Annotated in this window: 19 protein-coding genes; 7 read left to right on the forward strand and 12 right to left on the reverse strand. The window is 43.4% G+C overall.

The features are described from left to right. The first annotated feature begins 139 nt into the window (after positions 1-139). Complete coding sequence (locus tag AC2SLO_RS10860; RefSeq protein WP_486542363.1) at positions 140-1777, forward strand: anthranilate synthase component I family protein; 1638 nt, start codon at positions 140-142, stop codon at positions 1775-1777. A gap of 83 nt (positions 1778-1860) precedes the next feature. Here AC2SLO_RS10860 and hisC read toward each other — a convergent pair whose 3' ends face one another. Both hisC and hisD read right to left on the reverse strand, forming a co-directional pair. Continuing rightward, entirely contained in the window at positions 1861-2970 is a 1110-nt protein-coding gene (gene hisC, locus AC2SLO_RS10865; RefSeq protein ID WP_486542361.1) for a histidinol-phosphate transaminase, read from the reverse strand. 291 nt (positions 2971-3261) lie between these two features. Then, positions 3262-4560: a histidinol dehydrogenase gene (hisD, locus tag AC2SLO_RS10870; protein ID WP_486542359.1), complete on the reverse strand. Its 1299-nt coding sequence runs from the start codon at positions 4558-4560 to the stop codon at positions 3262-3264. 348 nt (positions 4561-4908) lie between these two features. Here hisD and AC2SLO_RS10875 point away from each other — a divergent pair, with 348 nt between their 5' ends. Then, positions 4909-6387 (forward strand): esterase-like activity of phytase family protein, encoded by a 1479-nt coding sequence (locus tag AC2SLO_RS10875; RefSeq protein WP_486542357.1) that lies wholly within the window; start codon positions 4909-4911, stop codon positions 6385-6387. Between the two features lie 136 nt (positions 6388-6523). Here the strand turns inward: AC2SLO_RS10875 and hisG are convergent, their stop codons facing one another. The 5 genes from hisG to AC2SLO_RS10900 all read right to left on the reverse strand — a co-directional run bounded on the left by hisG (position 6524) and on the right by AC2SLO_RS10900 (position 10880). Beyond that, positions 6524-7192 (reverse strand): ATP phosphoribosyltransferase, encoded by a 669-nt coding sequence (gene hisG, locus AC2SLO_RS10880; protein ID WP_486542355.1) that lies wholly within the window; start codon positions 7190-7192, stop codon positions 6524-6526. A gap of 58 nt (positions 7193-7250) precedes the next feature. Then, positions 7251-8540 carry a UDP-N-acetylglucosamine 1-carboxyvinyltransferase gene (murA, locus tag AC2SLO_RS10885; protein ID WP_486542353.1) on the reverse strand — a complete coding sequence of 430 codons (1290 nt, stop codon included), beginning with the start codon at positions 8538-8540 and terminating at the stop codon, positions 7251-7253. Positions 8541-8660: 120 nt separating this feature from the next. After that, on the reverse strand, positions 8661-8915 hold the full coding sequence (locus tag AC2SLO_RS10890; RefSeq protein ID WP_486542351.1) for a BolA family protein: 255 nt from the start codon (positions 8913-8915) through the stop codon (positions 8661-8663). A 264-nt stretch (positions 8916-9179) separates the two neighbouring features. Continuing rightward, entirely contained in the window at positions 9180-10088 is a 909-nt protein-coding gene (locus tag AC2SLO_RS10895; RefSeq protein WP_486542349.1) for a BON domain-containing protein, read from the reverse strand. A gap of 354 nt (positions 10089-10442) precedes the next feature. Further along, positions 10443-10880 (reverse strand): YraN family protein, encoded by a 438-nt coding sequence (locus AC2SLO_RS10900; protein WP_486542346.1) that lies wholly within the window; start codon positions 10878-10880, stop codon positions 10443-10445. Positions 10881-11030: 150 nt separating this feature from the next. Here AC2SLO_RS10900 and rsmI point away from each other — a divergent pair, with 150 nt between their 5' ends. Further along, positions 11031-11915, forward strand: coding sequence for a 16S rRNA (cytidine(1402)-2'-O)-methyltransferase (rsmI, locus tag AC2SLO_RS10905; RefSeq protein WP_486542344.1), 885 nt, complete (start codon positions 11031-11033; stop codon positions 11913-11915). Between the two features lie 279 nt (positions 11916-12194). Continuing rightward, positions 12195-13565: an MFS transporter gene (locus AC2SLO_RS10910; RefSeq protein ID WP_486542342.1), complete on the forward strand. Its 1371-nt coding sequence runs from the start codon at positions 12195-12197 to the stop codon at positions 13563-13565. Positions 13566-13593: 28 nt separating this feature from the next. On the opposite strand, the gene AC2SLO_RS10915 is transcribed toward AC2SLO_RS10910, so the two are convergent. The 5 genes from AC2SLO_RS10915 to AC2SLO_RS10935 all read right to left on the reverse strand — a co-directional run bounded on the left by AC2SLO_RS10915 (position 13594) and on the right by AC2SLO_RS10935 (position 18266). Beyond that, positions 13594-14250, reverse strand: a complete 657-nt coding sequence (locus AC2SLO_RS10915) for a DNA-3-methyladenine glycosylase family protein (RefSeq protein ID WP_486542340.1) — start codon at positions 14248-14250, stop codon at positions 13594-13596. A 143-nt stretch (positions 14251-14393) separates the two neighbouring features. After that, positions 14394-15161, reverse strand: a complete 768-nt coding sequence (locus tag AC2SLO_RS10920; protein WP_486542338.1) for a sulfite exporter TauE/SafE family protein — start codon at positions 15159-15161, stop codon at positions 14394-14396. A gap of 212 nt (positions 15162-15373) precedes the next feature. Further along, positions 15374-16183, reverse strand: a complete 810-nt coding sequence (gene nfsA / locus AC2SLO_RS10925; protein WP_486542336.1) for an oxygen-insensitive NADPH nitroreductase — start codon at positions 16181-16183, stop codon at positions 15374-15376. 212 nt (positions 16184-16395) lie between these two features. Then, on the reverse strand, positions 16396-17646 hold the full coding sequence (gene coaBC, locus AC2SLO_RS10930) for a bifunctional phosphopantothenoylcysteine decarboxylase/phosphopantothenate--cysteine ligase CoaBC (protein ID WP_486542334.1): 1251 nt from the start codon (positions 17644-17646) through the stop codon (positions 16396-16398). Between the two features lie 161 nt (positions 17647-17807). After that, positions 17808-18266: a GNAT family N-acetyltransferase gene (locus AC2SLO_RS10935; RefSeq protein ID WP_486542331.1), complete on the reverse strand. Its 459-nt coding sequence runs from the start codon at positions 18264-18266 to the stop codon at positions 17808-17810. A 270-nt stretch (positions 18267-18536) separates the two neighbouring features. On the opposite strand from AC2SLO_RS10935, the gene radC reads away from it, so the two are divergent. From radC to AC2SLO_RS10950, 3 genes are all read left to right on the forward strand, one after another. Then, positions 18537-19217, forward strand: a complete 681-nt coding sequence (gene radC / locus AC2SLO_RS10940) for a RadC family protein (protein ID WP_486542329.1) — start codon at positions 18537-18539, stop codon at positions 19215-19217. A 388-nt stretch (positions 19218-19605) separates the two neighbouring features. Then, entirely contained in the window at positions 19606-22413 is a 2808-nt protein-coding gene (locus tag AC2SLO_RS10945; protein WP_486542327.1) for an acyl-CoA dehydrogenase, read from the forward strand. A gap of 387 nt (positions 22414-22800) precedes the next feature. After that, entirely contained in the window at positions 22801-23415 is a 615-nt protein-coding gene (locus AC2SLO_RS10950) for a peptidoglycan DD-metalloendopeptidase family protein (RefSeq protein WP_495637075.1), read from the forward strand. The last annotated feature ends 73 nt before the right edge of the window (positions 23416-23488 follow it).

Below are 23488 nucleotides of genomic sequence, written 5' to 3' on the forward strand. Positions count from 1 at the left end.
GTTATTAAGTCAATTTTATGTAACTTGGGCACAAGTATCAGTTTAAACAGTGTTATCAGCCTTTGGTGCAATGTAAAATATTGCGTTAATTATAGGTTATTTAGCAGCCGCTTCATCTTTTTTAAGCTATTGAGTGTTTATGACTTTTCATATCTTCTCGTTTAACCACCTGCCTGCGCACAAGCTTGTTCCATATTTGGTTAGGCTTGGGTCTTTATATCAAACACAAAGCGAGCATAATTCGTTATCTCAAACTAAAGCGAATACCGTTTTGCCGTGGCATATTTGCTGGTTGAACAATGACAGCCTGCCCGTGATTGGGTTGTTACCTAAAGTCGCTTGGACAGTGAGTCCTACTGAGCCTGTTGATGAGGATAATGGCGTTAGTGACTCTGTTTATATTGAAATACTCAAGACCGCGCGTCAGGCTTTGCCAAATAACTCGGATAACTGCTCCAACTTAACTTGTACTTACGATAATCAGACATATAAGTGCAGCTATGCCGAGTGGATTAGCGAGCTTATTGATTATTCAAATGCGCAGCAACCACAAAACAGTGTGACAAATACCAATAGCTATCAAAACGGGCTAATGGGATTTATTGGCTATGATTTAAGTGCCAAAGCGCTTAGCACGACTAACGCTATTGCCGTAGCTAATCAGCACAGTGCATTCATGGGTCATTACGATATCTATCTCACCTATGAAGCAAATCAAGGCTGGCTATTACATACTCAGCAAGACACCAGTGACAAGGCCATCAATACTGTTAAAGCATTTCTGCAGTTTGTAGAACAGCAGTTATCTAAGCCTGATAGCACTAGGCAAGATAATCAAAAGCAGTTATTACCACCTCCTCCACCATTAGTTCTAGAAGCCAATTGGCATATTGACGACTATACGGCTGCCTTTGAAAAAACCCAGTACTTTTTATACCAAGGCGACAGCTATCAGATTAACCTCACCCAAAAGTGGCAAGGACAACTGCCTAGCGCTTTCAACAATACAGTGAATTTGGTTGATTACTTACCGTCGTTACATCAGCAAACACAGGCACCCTTTGCCGGTTACTTAGGTATTAACACCAAATCCAAAGAGTTTAAAATAGAAGATATCAACAGCTCGTCTTTAGCCTTTGAGCTACTCAGCTGCTCACCTGAATTATTTGTGGTATTTACCAGTAACGATCAAGGCGAACAGCAAATATTAACCAAACCCATTAAAGGTACCATGCCACGCGGCACCACTCCTGAAAAAGATGAAGCGCTTAAGCAGCAATTAATCAATAGCGACAAAGACCGTGCTGAAAATGTAATGATTGTTGATTTACTGCGCAATGATTTAGGCCGATATGCCAAGACAGGCAGCGTACAGGTGCCGCATTTATTCGCCATTGAAAGCTTTAGCAATGTGCATCATATGGTCAGCTCCATCACTGCCACCATTAAAGACAATATCCACCCGTTGACCGTACTTTTTGATAGCTTGCCTGCCGGCTCCATTACGGGCACGCCCAAAAAACGCGCCGTCGAGATTATTAGCGAGCTTGAATCAGGCCCTCGCGGTGCTTACTGTGGCACATTGGGTTATATGAATTTTGATGGCTACGGTCAATGGAATGTCTTGATTCGATCATTACAAGCTAATAGACAAGGTCATGTCGAATTGTGGGCAGGCGGCGGTATTACTGTTAGTTCAGAATACGCAGCAGAATACCAAGAGTGCAAAGACAAAGTGGGCAATTTACTGTCTATACTAAGTCAGCCAAACCCATAAAAAAAGACAGCCGACTGAGGGCTGTCCTTTTTTATGACTCATTATTAGCAAGCGTTTTTTCGCTTAAACTTAATGACACCCAATTAAAAAGCCAGTAGTTTTAATGCATCAACAAGACGCTGATTCTGCTCTGCTGTACCAACTGTAATACGCAGATAGTCATTTACTCTTGGCTGACTAAAGTGACGCACGATGATGCCTTCATCACGTAAGCTTTGAGCAATTTCTGCAGCGTCACCACTTTTAGGGCGAGCCAGCACGAAGTTGGCCTGTGACGGCAGTACCTCAAAGTCCAGCTCGGTTAACGAAGCAGTTAGCGCATCACGCAGCTTAATTACCTTGTCACAAGTCTCTTTAAAGTATGCGGCATCCTGCACACTGGCAAGCGCACCTGCTTGCGCTAAACGATCGAGCGGGTAGCTATTAAAGCTATTCTTCATACGTGTTAGTGCTTCAATCAATGATGAATCACCAAAAGCCATACCAACACGCAGGCCTGCAAGCGAACGCGATTTTGAGAACGTTTGAGTGACTAAAACGTTATCAAACTCATTAATTAAGCTAATCGCCGATACCTCGCCCTCATCGCTATGCGCAAAGTCAATATAAGCTTCATCAATGACCACAACCGCATTAGGATGCTCGGTTGCCAGTTTACGAATGGATTCTAATGACAATAGCAGCCCTGTTGGCGCATTTGGGTTAGCAATCAAAATACCTGAGCAAGGCTGACGATAATCATCAGGCTCAATCGAGAAATCATCACGTAGGGCAATCTTTACTAAATCAACATCGAATGTCTCAGCGTAAACTGGATAGAAGCTATAGCTGATATCTGGCGCTAATAACGGACGCTCTTTGGTAAAGAAACAAGCAAATACCAACGCCAATACTTCATCTGAGCCATTACCAACAAAAACTTGATCGATATCAAGATGGTGATTATCCGCCAGTGCTTGTCTTAACTTATCAGACTCAGGCTCTGGATACAGACGTAGCTCATCAGCCTGATTGACCAAAGCCCGACTGATTGCTTCAGCAACCTTAGGCGATGGCGCAAACGGATTCTCATTGGTATTTAACTTACATAAATTGTCATGCACTGGCTGTTCGCCCGGTACATAAGGCATTAAATTACGGGCCTTATTCGACCATAATCGAGTATCTGGTTTTTGTTCCATAGTTTTTATCATCTTTTCATCAGTGTCTGAGTATTGCTGCGGGTGGTAGAGGTAGCGATAAGCTTACTTCTCTCTTAACCCCGCTCGAACTGTCCTTTATATGCGCTAATTTGACCTGCCTTATCATTATCAATTATTTGGCAAGCCGTTTATCAGGTTGCCCAGCTTATCCCTTATATTAGCATGACGTCCATGAGCAACCTGCTATATTACATAAGAATTATGAATAATATATAAATTAAACGACAGCTGATGTCGTAGTAATTTGAAACGGCCAACAGTGCAGTGGGTTAATATCTTATGCTAACCTTCGCTGCGATAACGGGCTGAGCGCGCGTGTGCTTCTAGATTTTCTTGCATCGCCAAAGTATCGGCGACTTTTGCTAACGGTTTTGCGCCCTCTGATGAGCAATATATTAAAGAGGATTTCTTCTGGAAATCATATACCCCTAAAGGCGAAGAGAAGCGCGCAGTGCCAGATGTTGGCAGTACATGGTTTGGACCCGCACAATAATCGCCAATGGCCTCTGGCGTGTGACGGCCCATAAAGATAGCGCCAGCATGACGAATATCATCAATCAGCGCATCTGGATTATCGACGGACAGCTCTAAATGCTCAGGTGCAATACGGTTAATCACCTCAAGCCCCTCATTTCGGTCCTTAACCAATATCAGTGCACCACGATTCTCAAGCGCTTCACGAGCGATATCTGCTTTTGGTAATTGCTCAAGCGCAGTCTCAATGGCTTTGGCCACCTCATCTAATTGCTTACGGCTGGTCGTTACAAAAATGGCCTGAGCGACCGTATCATGCTCCGCTTGCGATAATAAATCCATTGCCAACCAATCTGCATTATCCGCCGCCTCACCTTCGGCATAAACCAACACTTCAGAGGGGCCAGCAATCATATCAATACCGACCTGACCGAACACTGCACGCTTAGCAGCAGCAACGTATTTGTTACCTGGCCCAGTGACCTTATCTACTTGAGGAATAGTATCTGTGCCATACGCCAGAGCAGCCACAGCTTGCGCACCACCGATGGTAAATACCTTATCCACACCTGACAAATACGCCGCAGCTAGCACTAACGAATTCAGCTCGCCTTTCGGTGCAGGTACTACCATAATCACTTCTTGCACGCCGGCCACTTTGGCAGGAATAGCATTCATCAATACAGAAGATGGATAAGAGGCCAAGCCGCCCGGCACATAGATACCAACACGATCGAGCGGCGTTACTTTTTGACCCAAACGATTGCCTAGCTCATCGGTATATTCCCACGTTTCTTGTACTTGGCGCTGATGGAAGCTTTTTACCCGCTTCGCTGCGGTATCTAGCGCCTCTTTAATAGGTGTATCGAGTGCTTCATATGCCTCTTTTAACTCTGCTGACGTTAGCATCAAATCTTGCATACTGGTCGCCGGATGTGAGTCAAACTTCTGGGTCAACTCGAGTACTGCTTTATCCCCTGTTTGGCGTACCTGATGAATAATATCATCCACTGTGTGTAGCAATGCACTGTCATTGACGGTTTCAAAAGCCAATAAGTCATTTAACTGAGTATCAAAGCTGGTATCACTACTGTTCAGAATACGCATAAACCATCCTCTAAATATTTATCATAATAAAAATCAGTTTAGCACAAGATTATTATAGTCGCCTAAATGCATCGGTCATTAAAAACACTACTCGGTCTAATTCTCATCCATTTAAAAATAGCGGCTCAACGCTTACCTAGCTAACACAAGCCGATTAAAACAAAGGCATCCATATTAATCTCCTACCTTCATGATACTGAAACACACTTCTAGTATGGTTTAGTGATTAAAATAATGCACCTTGTCTATCCTGTTATCTGCAGCATGATAAGGTCTATTTTACGTCTTCAAATTTCATGCCTGCTAATTATTAATACTACTTACTAGAATCCACTTTGGAATGATGACATGACTTTAGCACCAAAATTCTCTAAAAAACGATTATCGACCTGCTTAATGAGCTTTACCTTATTTAGCGTAACCGGTTGCCAAAGTATCGATTATGATAATAACAACAATCATTCCAACACGGCTGCAAACAATCAGCTTAATACAATTATCGGCAACTTCAAGCAAGGGACTAGCCTACCCTTTACCGTATTAGATGACAGCGTGGACAATGGCTTAAAATCTGGCCAAAAAATGCTAATTCGTAACGGAGGTTATGGCTCTGATGCCGCCGCTCATCCAACAAACACAAGACAATTCTATGCTCTCACCGATCGTGGGCCGAATGCCAAATTTAACGGATCTATCGGTAACGGTAAGAAGTTCCCAACCCCTGACTATACGCCGCGCATTGGCCTGTTTGAGTTACAAGATGATGGTAGCATCGCTAAGGTAAAAGAGATTCTGCTGAAAGACACTCAAGGCTATAACATCTCAGGACTGCCCAATTCAGCGAATTTAGGTGGCACCGGTGAGACCGCCTATGACAAATACGGTAAGCCAATTTTGGTTAACCCTAACAAACCTTATGACAAAACCACCAACCCGATTAAAACGGATAACTTCGGTCTAGATGGTGAAGGCTTGGTCGCATTAAAAGACGGCAGCTTTTGGGTAAGTGACGAATATGGTCCGCATATGGTTCATTTTGATAAAACCGGTCGTGAAATCAATCGTATTAATGCCTTTACTAGCGATAATCGAAACAACCTAGTGATTAACGGTAAAGCCATTACCCTACCTGCTGAGTTTGCCAATCGTCGCCCCAATCGTGGTATGGAGGGGTTAGCAATTACCCCAGATGAGACAACGCTGGTTGGTATCATGCAATCGACACTGGATAATCCAACCAAGGCCGTGCGTAAACAGAATATAACCCGTATCGTTACCGTCAATCTTGTAACCGGTGAGATTGCACAATACTTATATCAACAAGAAAAAACGCAAAACTCAAACTCTGGTATTGTGGCGCTAGATAACAGTCACTTTTTGGTGATTGAACGTGATGGCGGATTTGAGGGTAAAAAGCCGGGCGCACAAAAGCATATCTATAAAATATCGCTAGACAATGCCACCAATATCGAAGCGATAGCGCCAACCGCAGATATGGACCAAGATGACAAGCTTGGGCTAACCATTAATGGTAAAACGCTTGAGCAAGTGGTGACAGATAGCAAAGGTAGCTGGAACACGTTAACGACTCACGGTATCAAACCAGTGAGTAAAGTGTTGGTGTTAGATGCGGTTAAACAGTTCCACTATCCACATGACAAATTGGAAGGCATGTGGCTAATGGGTGATGGCCGCTTAGGACTGATTAACGATGATGATTTTGCGACTTGGTCAACCGATGGCGTTCTTGAGCAGAAGTATCTAGACAATGCGATGACAGATGAAGATAGCAACCGTTTGTATATCGCTACAGGACTGGATTATTAATAGTGTCAGCGATACTTTGAACAATTCTAACGTCAGTATTCTGTGACCTTTATTGCCACTTAATCTGCCAAAAACAAAAAAACTGCTCATTTGAGCAGTTTTTTGTGATGTTAATTTAGCAAGCTATATCAGCATCTTAACCAACGCTTTTTTTGAAGCTCTCTAAAATAGGCTCAAGCAGGCTAAATTTACGCTTATAACTGACTTGGTTCACAATCAGGCGTGATGACACATCACAAATATGCTCGCGTGGCTCAAGACCATTAGCACGCAGTGTATTACCGGTATCCACCACATCCACAATCAAGTCGCCAAGACCAACCAAAGGCGCTAACTCCATTGAGCCATATAGTTTAATCAAGTCCACTTGCTGACCTTGACTGGCAAAATAAGCACGAGCCACGTTGACGTATTTGGTTGCAATACGTAGACGACGGTTTGGCAGCTCTGCGCCTTTGATACCAGCGGTCATCAGCTTACACTGAGCAATTTTCAAATCCAGCAGCTCATACACGTGTTTCGCACCATACTCTAATAAAACATCTTTACCGGCCACACCGAAGTCCGCCGCGCCGTGCTCTACATAAGTTGGCACGTCACTAGCACGCAAGATAAGCACGCGTACATCTTCATGCGATGTTGGAAAAATCAGTTTACGCGATTTATCTGGATCTTCTAATAGCTCAATACCGGCATCTTTTAGTAGCGGTAAGGTTTCTTTTAGAATACGGCCTTTTGATAGCGCCAGGGTTAGCCCTTTATAATTGCTGTCTGCTTGATTAAGTAGTTCATTTTGTTCAGTCATAGTGTGCCGTGTCTTAATATTGAGAGTGATTTAAATATAAGTGCGATTGGCTCAGCAATTAGTCATCACTGTCATGACCATCTGTCACTGGGTTAATGCGTTCAATATTAACGCCAAGACCGCGCAGCTTCTCTTCTACATTTTCATAGCCGCGGTCAATGTGATAAATACGATCAATCACACTTTCGCCTTCGGCTGCGGCGGCTGCCATCACAAGTGACATAGAGGCGCGCAAATCAGTCGCCATCACAGGTGCTGAATTAAAGGATTCAACACCTCGGACCACGGCTGTATGCCCATCAACTTTAATATTAGCGCCCAAACGTTGCAATTCAGGCACATGCATATAGCGATTTTCAAAAATATTTTCGCTAATTGTGCTGGTACCATCGGCTAGACAGCAAACAGCCATCAGCTGTGCTTGCATATCGGTTGGGAAACCAGGATGCGGCTGCGTACGGATATCAACAGGCTTAGGACGACCCGTCATTTGCGCACGAATCCAGTCATCGCCCGTGGTGATGATTGCGCCCATCTCCTCAAATTTCTGTAATACAGGAAGCAGTAATTGAGAGTCCGTATTGCGTGTGGTCACGTCGCCTTCGGTCATTAGTGCACCAGCAAGGTATGAGCCTGTCTCGATACGATCCGGTACCACAGCGTATTCACAGCCTTTCAAGCTGTCAACGCCTTCGATAGTCATGGTTGAGGTACCAATACCGTTGATTTTGGCACCCATCGCGACCAACATATTCGCTAAGTCAACAACTTCTGGCTCACGCGCGCAGTTTTCTAATACCGTCGTGCCTTTGGCTAGCGTCGCTGCGATAATGACATTTTCTGTCCCGCCAACGGTCACCATATCAAAGCTGTATTCGCAGCCGATTAAGCGACCGCCTTCTGGTGCTTTGGCAATCACATAGCCATTTTCTACATTGATTTCTGCACCCATTGCTCTAAATGCCTTTAGATGCTGATCCACAGGGCGTGATCCAATCGCGCAGCCGCCTGGTAAGGACACTTCTGCTTCACCAAAGCGTGCTAATAATGGGCCAAGCACCAAAATAGAGGCGCGCATGGTTTTTACCAAATCATATGGCGCAAAGTAGTTCTCAATGGTACTGGTATCACAAGTAACGGTATCGCCTTTTTTCTCGATAGTAATACCCATGCCAGCAATCAGCTTAATCAGGGTACGCACGTCTTGCAATGAAGGGACATTGGTCAATGTTGTGGGCGTTTCTGCCAAAATCATGGCCGCTAATAGAGGAAGCGCCGCGTTTTTTGCGCCTGAAATAGTAACTTCGCCTGCAATGCGGCTACGGCCGGTAATTAAAAACTGATCCATTGAATACTGTCCTAAACTGGAATGACGATAAAATTATATAACGAGGATAAAGAAGGCGTTAGACCTAATGACCTTCTAAGGCTGAGCTAAAACCAAACAAAAAAAGCCGTTTAAGTGGTCTTATTGACCGGCTTGTTTGGCTTCCCACTCAGCAGGGGTTAGTGCTTGAATGTTAAGGGCATGAATGTCGCCGCGAGCGATAATATCATTCACCAAAGCATAAACTGCTTGCTGGCGCTGCACGGCACGTTTGCCCTCAAAGCTTGCATCTACTACACGCACATCAAATTTATTGCCCTGATTGGCCGCTTGAATAAAAGCGTCTGGGTAATGCGGTTGTAAAAATGCGATTAAATCATCAGCGTTCATGCTCATGTAAACTACCTATAATTAAAATGGGGTGAAAGTTTAACGAATAAATCTAATAAATAAAGAGGTCCAGCCTAATAGTGGCCACATATTTTTTGATTATAACAAGTGTTTAAGCTATTTGCCTAAAACATATTTGCCTAAAACATATTTGACTAAGCTGCCTTTGGCTTCGCCACTGATAACCCAACTACTTTTGGTTAAGTGGCTTTTAACTTAGTCATTTAACTTAGTCCTTGTCATTTAACTTAGTCCTTATTTGCTAACCGACTACCAACCAGGCACTTGGTTTTTATACATTTCGATATAAGGGCTGGCATAAGGCTCGCCCGATCTTGGCCTACTCGGGCCTTGAGTAATCGGTTGCTGGTTGGTGGTAGGCTGAGTATTATTTACACTGCCTTGTGTCTGGGCGTTATTGTTTTGTGGTACAGCTGTATTAGCAGCTTGCTGCGTGGCAGGATAGGCCACCGGCTCAGGCGCAGTAGTATAGAATCTATCGGGCGGCTCAAGCTGCGTCTCTTGAATAACACTGGACTCATCAATTGGCACGCCATTATTATCAATCAGTTCGGTCAATAGCACCAACTCCTTGATACCGACAGTGCTCTCAACGATATTCATTAAATGGCCACGCTGCGTTGGGGTTAGCTTGCCCATCACATAGACGATACCATCATCGCTCACTACTTTAATTTGCGAGCTACTAATGGCGTTATTGGCAATAATCTTGGCATTAATCTTTGACGAGATATAGCCATCATGCACAGTATAACTGGTGCCCTTTTGCGGACCCACTGTCAGCTTATCATAGACTTCTTTCACATCCGGCATAGCAGAGACAATCTGTACCACTTTCTTTTTGGTGTCCTCATCAGGCACCTCACCGGTCAGCAGCACCTGACTATAAAAGCTATCAACGCCAATACGGCTACGTTTATATAAAGTGGGATCCATCGCATTAATATTGGTTTTGGCTGTATTTACGATACTTTGATCTAAGATGCGCTGAGCAATGGTACGGTCCGTCACAGGCACACCATAAGAGCCTGCCGGCGCACTACTCTGTAAGGTCGCACAGCCTGTCAATGCTGCTGTGCTTAATACGCACGCACTGAGTAAGCCATAAACTACACTGCGACTAAACCGCTTATTATCCGCTAACCGAGATTTCACCATGTTCTAATGTCCTTATTGATAGCCTGACTGCTTTATACCGCTTATAAAAGATAGATGATAAGTATAAACACCGGCTCATAATCAGTAGCAAATGCGGCACAATAAATTGACCTATCTAATAAAAGTCATTTTATTGATAAGCACTTACCCTATTCACTGCTATTAACTTACTGTATGTTTCTGCAAATAAATCTTTTAGTGTAACCATAAAAACTTTCGCTAAATGCCCGCTTTAGTAACAAAAGTGTAGCGTTGATTCAACGCGCTTATCTAGTGCCTTATTGCATAGCACCTCATTAACCCACTATTAAACCATCAGCTTAAATGCCAATGCTCTAATCTAAATAAAATGAATTACCAAGCACGGCTGATAAAAGCGCTTTGTATCCATTCGGGCAAACACGCTTGCTCTGCCATATCGCTTGAGGCAAGTTTTGCGGGTGAATTAAATCCCACCACATCAAAACGGCATTCTAAATTGGCATACTGCGGATACTGCTGCAAAAAATAGCGCGCGGTTTTAATCAATTTTCGCTGCTTGCTCGCTGTTACGCTCATAAAGGCATCGCCAAAACCAGATACCTGACGCTTGCGAACTTCAGCGAACACTAACGTATCCCATGCGGCGCCAGGATGCAATAATACCAAATCTATTTCCCCCACTTTCGGCTGCTGCCAATTTTGACTAATAATTTGCAGCCCATTGGATTGCAAAAATTCAGCCGCAAGCTGCTCATAATGCCCTCCGTTCCGCTGCTTGGGCGATTTTAATAATGAGGGATTTGCAGGCATAAAAGCAACTTAAGTGAAGGTGAATAGCAGACCACTCTCAATTATTTATCGATAGGCGGCACAAAAGCAAAGCAGTGATATATTAGCACATCATGGTAAACTGGTAACACCTAACCTATTTTCTCTTTTTGTTCGTGATTAAGGTCTTTTATGACAGCGCAAGATAACACCTCGCATACCACCCAAGCCGCAAGCTCTGTGGCCAAAGCCTACCTTTTTATCGTCGCCACCCCAATTGGGAATATGGGCGACATCACTGCTCGCGCCATTGAAACGCTTAAACAGGTCGATATCATTGCCTGCGAAGACACGCGCACCTCAGGCAAGCTTTTATCCAACTTTGGTATTGATACCCAGACGTGGGCCTATCATGAGCACAATAGCGAAATCCAAACACCTAAAATTATCGAAATGATTCAGCGTGGTCATTCTATTGCCCTTATCAGTGATGCCGGCACGCCGCTTATTAGCGATCCTGGCTATCAATTAGTACAAGCGGCCCATGCAGCCGGCGTAGCGGTTGTGCCTATCGTTGGCGCCAGTGCTGCCATTGCAGCGCTCAGTGTTGCGGGTCTACCCTCTGATAAATTCAGCTTTGTAGGCTTTTTGCCGGCTAAGACTCATGGCCGCGTCAAACAGCTGGAGCACTATGCGGATCGTACCGAGACGCTTATCTTTTATGAAGCGCCGCATCGCATCGTGGTAAGCCTAAAAGATATGGCCGCTGTCTTCGGCGACAACCGCCCTGCCACCTTATGCCGTGAATTGACCAAAACCTTTGAAACGGTGAAAAAATCAACTTTAGGCGAACTAACCGCCTTTGTCGAAGCTGATAATAACCAGCAAAAAGGTGAAATTGTCGTGGTCGTTGGCGGTAATGTGAATAATGTCGCCGACGATGACAGTATTCATGACAAATTACTACTGCGTTTGCTTGAGGACTTATCCGTCAAAAAAGCCGCCGCTTTGGCATCCGATATTACGGGCATTAAGAAAAATGCCTTGTATCAAAGATTGCTTGAGCTGCAAAAATAAGGATATACAGTAGCCGCTAACCGACAAAAGGCACAATAAGCAGGTTTTTAAATGCTTATTGTGCCTTTTCCATTTTATAACAACAAGTAGAACGACTGGTTTATTAAACCAGTCTTACAATAAGTTAAGTTTAATTTAATATCATCATTTGTTATCATTTCTAATAAAACAGCGCAATCGCCTACTACCACTTAATCTAAAATACTTGCATAATACTTTGTAATCAAATGTAATTGCGAGTAGTATGTAAATACTTCTCTTAAAGACATTTATTAAATTATGCCAAATCCAAGCACGAACAAGTGCACAGCTTTTCAAAATATTGGGGCATTATCCAGTACTAGACGATTATTAAATAAAAACACAGGTAACCAAAAACTGCCTTACGCTCTACTGACGATTTGCTTTATTACCTTCCTCGCAAGCTTCGATTTTACGATCTTTATCTTCCTATCAGATACCCTTAATTTGACCTTTTTTGCTAAATCAGGCGACCTATCTTCTGAACAACTTAAATTAGTCAGCTTATTTGCCATTGGCTTTATTGCACGGCCTATTGGTGCGCTGCTCATTGGTCGTTATGGAGATAACAAAGGACGTAAACCTGCCTTACATGTCGGTCTTATTTTATTATTCTTGACCTCAATGGTGGCGGCTTGCCTGCCAACTTACGCAAACATTGGGGTAACAGCCTCTGTGCTCATTATCCTAGTTCGTCTTTTCCAAGGTGCTGCAGTTGCCAATCAACTAAGCCTAAGCTGGGTATATTTGACTGAAAGCTATAGTTATAAAGAGATTGCCGCTTATATCAGTATGGTCTGTGCCAGCTTTGTGTTTGGTGCCGTTGTTTGCGCTCTGTTTATCGCCTGTTTAACCTTTCTCTTTACTGCCGAACAACTCACTGCCTATGCATGGCGTATTCCATTTATATGCAGCGGTGTTATGGGGTTACTTGGCTATCTACTAGTACGTCACCTTAGTGAGACGGATGCCTTTTTGAAACAAACTACCGCCATCATCTCTCCTAAAAAGATGACCTTATCACCAGTCACTGACAGTCTTAATCGTTTTAACGCCATCTTACTAACGTGCTTTTTGGCGCTTATCTATGCCAGTTCAATCATTATGTTTTTATTGTTACTGCCCAAGCTTATTAACAGCCAAGTTAATGTAGATGATTCGTCACTTCGTTTTTTGACCGTTGTTGGTATGAGCTGTATGGCGCTGGGTATGATTTTCTTCGGCAAGCTTGCTGACAAATTAGATGTGGGCCGCGCACTGATGCTCGGCGCAGCGTTGATGTGCTTTCAAACTTTGATGTTTTATTACTATTTATCAAATGGAGATGGTACGTACTTAGTACCTATTTATGCACTAATGGGGTTTTGTAGTGGCTTTATCAGCCTTTGCCCTATGATATTCTTGCAGTTATTTCCAACCCATATTCGCCTGACTGCTATTAGCGTCATCTTTCACTCAACGACTGTATTTACTGGCGTTATTTTACCAATCTCTTTATTATTTATTACAGAAACCGTTAGTTTCGCACCGGCACTTTATCTTGTGTTTATTAGCATCTGTGCCTTCTTTGTCGGTATTTATGTGTATCAGGCACCGCAGGTTCCTGAATATGAGACAGCGATTGCCTAGATAATAAGTCCCTATAGCAGATAATATTTTATACCGGCACTGCATCCCTAGCTTTAAGCCAGCCATAATGCGCCCAAAGTAGTAAGCTTGCGGCGCTGCGATACGGTGACCAGCTCTGGGTTAACTGTTTAAGTTGCTTTGGGGTCGGTCTGCTATCCAGCTGTAGCAAATCCATCGCGCCAACTTTAATCGCTAAATCATCTACTGCCAATACATCGGCGCGGCCTAAACTAAACAGCATATACATCTCTGCCGTCCATTTGCCAATACCCGTCACCGCCGTCAGAGTTTCAATCACCTCAGTATCTGACATCTGCTCAAGTGCTTTAAAATCAATATCATGCTCGACCAAAGATTGAATATAACGAATTTTCTGTCGTGATAACCCCTGAGCCCGTAATTGCTTATCGTTCGCCTGCAAAATGGCTTTAGGCGTCGTCAGATCTGCCGTCTCTAGCTTATTCCAGATACTGCGAGCCGCTGCCACAGATAACTGCTGTCCGACCATTGCCCGCATCAACTGCTCAAATCCCCCTTGATTACGGCGTAAATCAGGCACTCCCACCTGTTGATACACCGCATCAAAACGTGGCTCAATGTCAATCAACGCTTCAATATGACGCTGCAACTGCTGTTCGTCCTTGATTACTCGTATCTGTGACTTGCTGTTTATCTGCTGATTCATCTTATTCGTTTTAGCCTCTAGCAATTTATTGACATCATTTACGACCGCTCATCTACTGTGAATACTTAATACATATAAATTGGTCATTATCTCTTAGCTGCCTACTGCTTTAACAGCACCACACTTGATACTCATAACACCCATCATGACATCAAGCCTATCATACCTTGCCAGCCCACTCGTAAACCAAGCACAGTTAGAATGACCAATACTAGTTGGCGAAAGCGGGCTTGAGATAAATGATGACGTAGCCGAATACCGAACAGTAAGCAGGCTATAGAGACTGTTGTCAGCATGATAATCAGCAGCCACTCACTGGCAGGTAGCGCCATAATAGGCTCACGCAGGACGATGATTTGTGCCACCTTGCCCAGTAAATAACACATGTTGCCGACTTTGGCGATGGTGTTCTTATCATCGGTAGCAGACAGCAGATACATCAGCAAAATAGTCGACATAGCGTTGGTTGAACCACCAATAATACCAGCAGTAAGACCGATAATAATGAGTACTGGCGTGGTGGCCGGTAGAATGATTTTTTTGCCTAACGCATTACTGATGACATAAAAAGCAATCACTGCAGCAAGTAACAATAAGATATAGCTGCTATCAACCCACATAAGCAGCTTAACACCAAATAAGCTGCCCAAAAGACTCATCAGTGCAAGTAGCCAATAGTGCTTAAGATAGTAGGTAAAATTACCCCAGATACTGCGCTCACCGCCAATCAGCCAAGTCATCAGATTCAGCGCAAAGGATGGTAGGATGATAAGAATAATAGCGTGCTGTAGCGGGTACATGCTCGCCAGTGCCGTAGTAGTAACCAAGGTTACGCCAAGACCACTAATACCGTGTAATAGTGAAGCAATCGCAAATATAAGACTTAAAATGACGCGCTCAGTATCAACCATAACTCATGTCCTACTGCCCTCACTGTCAGTTCCGTAAATGAATTCTATACAGGCCCTAATGTAAAAAGGTATATTAAAACCTGCGTTTTAATATACCTTTAGTGAGTGCAATAAGACAATCTTTGTTTTAATATATCTTTGAATACGCTTTTACATGTTAGAGCTTATGCTTGTAGGCTAGTACTGAGTATAAGCTATTAAATAACAGCTACTTAGCGTTTTGCATAACCTTGTTCGTTAACATAAGCCATGACTTCTGGGCGCACTGGTCCACCAAAGGTTTTAGTAACCTGTTCTTTCCAGTCTTTGTGGTTTGGCTCGCCGCGCTTATTATAGTACTCAATAACTTTATTATTGAACGCTTCGATTTGCTCTTCAGTCACTGGCTGATAGGTATTTTCTGATACCAATGTAGACAGCGACCATCTTGGTTTTTGCAACGTGGTTTCAGGCGTATCACTTGGGTGACCTAAGCACATACCAAATAAAGGAAGCACATGTTTAGGCGCATTAATCACTTCACCAGCACGGCGAATATCGTTACGCATACTACCGATATAAACACCGCCTAAGCCGAGAGATTCAGCAGCAGCCATGATGTTTTGCGCCATGATGCCAGCGTCTACTGTACCGATAAACACCACTTCCATCCAGTCTAATTGCGACTCTGGGTCTATTTTATGATGGCGATGATTGTCCATGCAGAATACAAAATATTCTGCACATTCAATGATATACGGGTGCTTAAGCTCTTTACCATCTGCAACGGCTTGATTGTACTCTTCTTCGCTCAAACCATTTGAGATTTGGTGGAATTTCTTGCGCTGCTCAGGATCGGTAATACGCACAATGCTCACCGAACCCATATAGTTAGATGTTGATGACGCACGCCCTGCTTCTAAAATAGCCTCTAGCATTTTCGGGCTAATCGGCTCATCGGTAAAATTACGCACAGAGCGGTGGTTTAACATAGTTTTTAGGGTTGGGCTCATCTCTTTTAAATCGTTCGATGCGTCAGTCATATCTCATCCTTTATTTATATTGTTATTGATTAGGCTTAAATATATAAGTTAAATTCAGTGCGCCTCATGACTCATAAATACACTAAGTGGTCTTAGTTGTTTCTATTATTAGATAAATAGCACTAAACGCAGCGCGCTGATTTATTGACTTATATCTTGCTTAATATACTGTTTGACTTATCAATTAGCCAAGCTGTATTTTAAATGTAAACTTAACCGATTACGGTACTTATCAAGTTTACCAAATGTTCTGCTATGTTATTTTTACTCATCTTTTCTAAATCAACCGCCGGTTTCTGATACTTTTCTGCAAAAAACACTGTCATTGCATTCTCATCACTAGCAAAACCAATATCTTGTCTTGAAACATCATTACAGGCAATCATGTCCAAATTCTTGGTTTTGAGCTTACCCTTAGCATAGGTCTCAATATCTTGCGTCTCAGCGGCAAAACCCACCACAAATAAGTTGGGATAATTATGCGAAATGGTCGCTAAAATATCAGGGTTTTTGACCAGTTCGAGTGTCATCTTATCTTGCGTCTTTTTAATCTTTTGCGGCGCCGCATCTCGAGTACGATAATCAGCCACAGCGGCAGTAGCAATAAACACATCTGTACCTGCCTGCGCTAGGCTTTCCGCCGCCGCCAACATATCATTGGCCGAGAGCACATCCACACGCTGCACGCCAAACGGAGTTTCTAGGCCCACTTTACCCCCTGCAATTAAGGTCACTTCTGCGCCAGCATCACGGCAAGCACGCGCTAAAGCAAAACCCATCTTGCCAGTGGAGTGATTAGATAAAAAACGAACTGGGTCAATGGCCTCAACCGTCGGGCCTGCGGTGATTGTGACCTTTTTCCCTGTTAAAGACTGCGGGATACTCTGTTTTGCTCGTGCATATAAAATATGTTGTAATAACGTTTCTGGCTCAGGCAAACGCCCTGCGCCTACATCGCCGCAAGCCTGAACACCACTATCCGGCGTAATAACTTCATAGCCCAAGTCGCCCAAGGTTTGGATATTAAGCTGAACCGCAGGATGTGCCCACATTTGCTGATTCATTGCCGGTGCAATCATTACTGGCGCCGCTGTTGCCAAACAGACCGTGGCTAATAAATCATCAGCCATACCCATCGCCAAGCGCGCTAAGGTATTGGCAGAAGCAGGCGCAATCATCATTAAATCTGCCCACTTAGCCAGTTCAATATGACCCATGCCCAACTCTGCATTGGTATCTAGCAGCTCAGTATGTACCTCATTGCCGGTCAATGCTTGCAGTGTCAACGGTGTAATAAATTGCTGCGCGCCGGCGGTCATAATAACCCGCACCTCAAATCCCTCTTTAACCAACAATCGTGCCAGTAAAGCTGATTTATAGGCCGCAATACCGCCTGTAATCGCAAGAAGAATGTTTTTGATGTCTTTTGCCGGCGCATGGACAGGTGTGAATATCATGCTCATAAGTGGGTGTTACCTTAAGGATGTCTAATATTTAGAATATGAATAAAATGCGCTTATGGTATCAAGTTTAATAAACATTTGGATAGGGTTTATTGTATTAGTTGCATGATAAACATCTGCTGAATCTGACTGGCTAAAGCTTATATATAAAGGACTATTATTTATAAATTATGACGGTATTGCACCATATCGGTTTGCTGAGCGATAGAGTCATATAGCTTACGTGCCGTTTTATTACCCACTTGGGTTGTCCAATATACTCGATTGCAGTTTTTATCCGCCGCAAACTCATAAACCGCCTCAATTAAGACACGGCCTACCCCTTGCCCACGTACGATACTATCAACGTACAAATCTTCTAGGTAGCAACAATCAGTCGTATTCCATGTATTGGGATGTAGCACCACATGAGCGAAGCCGACCAACGTCTTTGCTTGATAAGCACCAAAGCCATGAACAGGCGCTGTATCAGACAGCAGCTTCTTCCAAGTCGCTTGCGTCACCTCTTGGCTAAGGGTCGTTTCATAAAAGGTTAGATATCCCTGCCATAACGCTAGCCACTGTTCATAATCAGAGTGCGCTAAAGGACGGATAGATAATTCAGATGGTGCTATACTCATGGCAAAAGCCTTATAGGTGGATAACTTAAAGGGGGTGACTTAGGATACTGTAGCTCTATACTTCTATCAACTTACTTCTACTAACTTTCTTTATTAAATGAATAACTTAGCTATAGGTTAATACTATTAAACTTATAATTTAGTATTTTATGCAAATATTATATAGATAGCGACTATACTAAAGGCCCATTGTGCTTATTTTTAGAACCTATCATTCAAAGCACACTGTTTTAGACTACTTTGCCCTTCATCATACAAGTATTTGCATTTATGGCTATCAAAGATTGGCACGAAGATGACCGTCCACGAGAAAAGTTACTGAGACTCGGTGCAGAGCACCTAAGTGATGCCGAGATATTGGCCATATTTTTGCGAACAGGTACTAAAGACCAGTCAGCTATTGAGTTAGCACGCCAATTAATCGAACGCTTTGGCAGTATCGCTGAATTATTGGCAGCACCGCAACAAGACGTGCTGGACTGTCATGGTATCGGACCTGCTAAATATGCTCAGCTGTTTGCCAGCCTTGAGATGGGCAAACGCTACTTAAATAGTGAGTTGAAATCCGGCCACACGCTTAATCGCTCTCAGGTGGTGAAAGACTATATTACCACGCAGCTACGCCGTGAAAGTAATGAGGTGTTTGCAGTGTTATGTTTGGATAATGGACTCAATCTGCTCGATTATAAGGTGTTATTTACAGGCGGTCTATCTTCTTGCTCTGTCTGCATCAAGCAAGTGCTGCGATACGCATTAGAGCAAGGCAGTAGTCAGCTTATCGTGGCACACAACCATCCCAATCAGGATGCGACGCCCTCGACAGCGGATATTCATTTGACCAAAACCCTAAAAGAGGCGTGTCAGTATATTGATATGACACTGGCCGATCACATTATCGTTGGCCGTAATCAAACCCTGTCTTTTGCAGAAACTGGCATCTCTCCTTTTTAGATCGGATAAATTAGGCCGGATAAAAATAGAGTTACCGTCATCAATATTAGTGATTGCCGTTCATCTCAATTATTTTGATTTAAGATAAGTGCAAGCAAGATAACAGTAGACAATTGTCCGTAGTTAACAATATAAGTATCTGACTCAAATATAAGAAAAACCTTAGCATTCATCATCTTATTAAAGAATTTATATACAAAACTAACTAATTGTAAAGATTTTAGTCTTGATTATCGCATTGCATCTACATACCCTGTAATGTAATTGTACCAAATTTCTATCTTTAGTCTTATCTTTGAGTTTTATTAGAAGTTTTTTTCAATAAGCATAAATATAACGCAAAATTTTATTAAAACCTTTAACCCTTATCTTTTTTAGGTTACTTATTATGACCACATTGTCTTTAGTTGGTTTATTTTTACTGGCCATCCTATTGCAGCTACTTGCGCTGTTGGTGGTGTTCTTATACGGAATGAGCCGTACCGTTGGCTCTGTTCTGCTTATTATTGTAGCAGTTATCGCTGCTGTGATTGCCCCTTGGTCGCTACTGCTGGGTGTGCCCATTATTCTGGCATGTTTAGTAGTATTGATTGCGCCGCTACGCCAAGCGCTTGTCAGCAAGCCTGTTTATAAAATGCTTGCTGGTGCCATGCCTAGCATGAGTGATACCGAGCGTGAAGCATTAGACGCGGGTACTAGCTGGTGGGAAAAAGAGCTGTTTATGGGTGCGCCAAACTGGGATACGTTTGCAAGCTACCCTTATCCAACCCTATCAGAAAAAGAACAATCTTTTATTGATAATGAAGTAGAAACCTTATGCGCTATGCTTGATGAATGGCAAATTCATCATCACGACAAAGACTTGTCACCTGAGGCTTGGCAGTATATTAAAGACAATGGCTTCTTAGGATTAATTATCCCTGAAAGCTACGGTGGTCGCGACTTTAGCTCATACGCACAAAGCCGGATCATGAGTAAAATTGGTTCACGCAGTTTGACAGCTGCAGTCACCTGTATGGTACCTAACTCATTAGGCCCAGGCGAGCTATTGATGCATTATGGTACCGAGGAACAAAAGCAGCGTTGGTTGCCGGGTCTTGCCAATGGTACTGAGATTCCATGCTTTGGCTTAACGGGTCCAGAAGCCGGCTCTGATGCGGGGGCAATTCCAGATACGGGGGTTGTCTGTTATGGCGACTATGAAGGCGAGCGTGTGCTTGGCCTGAATATGAACTTCTCAAAACGCTGGATTACACTAGCGCCAGTCGCTACCGTGGTTGGTTTGGCATTTAAGCTGCATGACCCAGATGGTCTACTTGGTGATAAGAATAAAACCGATTATGGCATTACCTGTGCCTTGATTCCTGCAAATTATGAAGGCGTTGAGACCGGCCCTCGTCATAACCCAGGTTCACCATTCATGAACGGTACGGTTGTGGGTAAAGATGTGTTTATCCCGTTAGACTTTATTATCGGTGGTATTGAAAATGCCGGAAAAGGTTGGCGCATGCTGATGGAATGTCTAGGTGTCGGCCGTGGTATCTCACTGCCTGCCTTATCAACCGCAGCGGGTGAAATGAGCTACTTAAATGTGGGTGCATTTTCCAAAATTCGTGAGCAGTTCAAGATTTCTGTCGGTAAATTTGAAGGTGTTCAGGATGCTAGCAGTGATATCGCTAGCAAAACCTATATGCTTGAGTCGTTCCGTCATCTAGTCACTTGTGGTCTAAACCAAGGCGGTACCCCGTCTGTCATGACAGCTATGGCCAAATACTATGCTACCGAGACCATGCGTGAAGTAGTCAACCATGGTATGGATATCGTTGGTGGTCGTGCCATTCAGCATGGTCCACGCAATTTCTTAGCATTGCCTTATCAAGCCATCCCTGTATCTATTACGGTTGAGGGTGCCAACATCTTGACCCGCTCGTTGATGATTTTTGGACAAGGTGCGATGCGCTGCCATCCTTACTTATTTGATGAGCTACAACTACTGCAAAGCGATGACAAAGCCAAAGCGCAAAAAGAATTTGATGATATGTTCTTTAAGCACTTGGGCTACACCTTCAACCGTGGTGCTAAATCATTTGTTGCCGGTTACTTCGGCGGTAGCGGCAAAGCCCCTGACTTTGCAGATAACTTTACCCGTCCGTATTACAAGAAAATCAACCGTTTAAGTGCCAACTTTGCGTTGACCGCTGATATGGCCTTGGGTCTTCTTGCCGGTGATCTAAAACGTAAAGAGTTGCTGTCTGGCCGTCTTGCTGATATTCACTCTCACTTATTCATCATGAGTGGTATCTTGCAATATTATGCTAACGGTACTCAGTCAGAGTCTGAGCAGTTACATGCCCGCTTGGCATTAGAAAAATCATTATTTGTGATTCAAGAAGCCTTCTTTGACTTCTATGACAACTTCCCAAATCGTATGGCGGCTGGTCTGGTGAAACTGGTTTGTTTCCCAGGTGGTAAGTTCGCTGACAAGCCAAGCGATGAATTAAAACGTAAACTTGGTGATTTAATCATGGAAGATGGTGAAAATAACCCATTCCGTGAGCAGCTTAAGAAGTTCGTTTATTACACCACAGATCCAGACAACACCACAGGCCGTGTTGAAAACGCCTATCAGATGCTGCTAAAAATTGAGCCACTATGGCAGAAGTTTAAGAAAGCCGAACACAAAGGCGAATTTATGGGCTTAACCTTCGAAGACCACGTGTTAACAGCGCTGAAAGAAGGTACTATTACTGAGTCTGAATCAGAGCAGTTAATTGAATATAACTCAGTACGTTTTGATGCTCTGTTAACGGACGTATTTGATGAACATCTTAATGAGGCGCTACCCCGTCATAATCCGCATACGCTAGAGAATGCGGCTGAGAATTTAACGCCTTACGTGATTGATGAGATTGAAAATAATCCGAACCCGAAATCGAGTCAACCTGTTGAAGAAGAAACCGGCAGTGAGAACGCCGCACATGGCTATGAACAAGATGGTGATGTCGATACCGCAAGTGAGCAACTCACTTTAAATGAGCGTGTGGATCAAGCAGATTTCGATGAAGCTCATCCGGATGACGAAGCGTTAGATCACCGCGTACGTGATGCAGAGATGACGTTAGAGGAGCGCATGGCACGCAATCATCATAACGAGCAACTGCGCAAACGTAACCAAGATAATAGTCTAGAAGATTAATGGGTTATGTAAGCGCTTAAATCATTATTATTGTATCGTGCTATTCATACTAAAAACCGTGCCAAAACTTTTGGCACGGTTTTTTATTATCCATCGTATTTGTTTAGGGTCAAATATAGCTGCCGTCAGATAAATGAGGTATAAGTCAACTAAATGCAAGTACTACAAGGCTTAGCGAGGTTAACGCAATAACGCTTTTATATGGCTGTGGCTATACTCTAAAGTAAGTAGAAGAGTGCGCCTTATAGAACTACTAAAAACGAGTTTAAGAAAATAGCACTAGATTCTGGTTCATAGAACAATTACATGGTTATTACACACAACAGAGGTTATCGCTGTTTATACTGGATGCTTCATAAACCATTTTTTATTCGCTACCGAAATACAATGCCTATGCCAAACCCTTATTCAAATCAGCCAAATGCTAAGCCGCCTCATTTTTTGCTGCGGCTCATATCTTTTATTTTTAAGACTGTATTATTGGTGGTGGTTGTCTATGGCTTGATTATCTTTGGTACAGACATTCATCATGAAGCGGCGATGTCTCGTATGCAACAAACGATAACCCTACCCTTCAAATACACACAGCTGATGCAGCAGGAGGCGCCACAACCGAACAGCTTGCCGAATCCTATTACCAATGCGCATCTTACCGATACTTGGGGTGCTGCCCGTAGCGGCGGACGGCGTCATGAGGGTATTGATATCTTCGCTGAACGCGGTACGCCGATTCATAGTACCACTGCAGGCATTGTGCGCCGCGTGGGTACTGACTCGCTAGGTGGTAATGTAGTGTCTATCGTTGGACCCGGCGGTGTCGGGCATTATTATGCCCACTTAGAAGAATTTGCAGATATTAGCGAGGGCGATTGGGTGGAAACTGGCGATGTCATTGGCTATGTCGGTGACAGCGGTAATGCAAAGGGCACACCGCCACACGTACATTATGGTGTTTATATAAACTCTGGCGCGGTTAATCCATATCCGTTACTGATAAAATAAATGGCTGTGAAACATTAAAATTTAATAGCAGCTAACAAAACCACTATTACCCACTTGGCATCTAAGTCTCAAT

Source organism: Psychrobacter sp. CX14 (assembly GCF_057396205.2).